2 tRNA genes are annotated in these 230 nt (G+C 54.8%); both read left to right on the forward strand.

The annotated features are described in order from the left end of the window. Nucleotides 1-78: 78 nt before the first annotated feature. Nucleotides 79-152, forward strand: a tRNA-Cys gene (locus tag KGF52_RS21285). A gap of 6 nt (nucleotides 153-158) precedes the next feature. Then, nucleotides 159-230: transfer RNA gene (locus KGF52_RS21290), tRNA-Asn, on the forward strand.

Consider the following 230-nt stretch of genomic DNA (forward strand, 5'->3'; position numbering starts at 1 on the left):
ATTAGCTCAGTCGGTAGAGCACCTGACTTTTAATCAGGGTGTCCCGCGTTCGAGTCGCGGATAGATCACCAAAAAGGCGGCGACATAGCCAAGTGGTAAGGCAGTGGACTGCAACTCCTTGATCCCCAGTTCGAATCTGGGTGTCGCCTCCAAAATATTCCAAGGTAGCTCAACGGTGGAGCAACCGGCTGTTAACCGGTAGGCTGTGGGTTCGAGCCCCACCCTTGGAG

It is taken from the genome of Clostridioides sp. ZZV15-6597 (assembly GCF_020657815.1).
GTDB lineage: Bacteria > Bacillota > Clostridia > Peptostreptococcales > Peptostreptococcaceae > Clostridioides.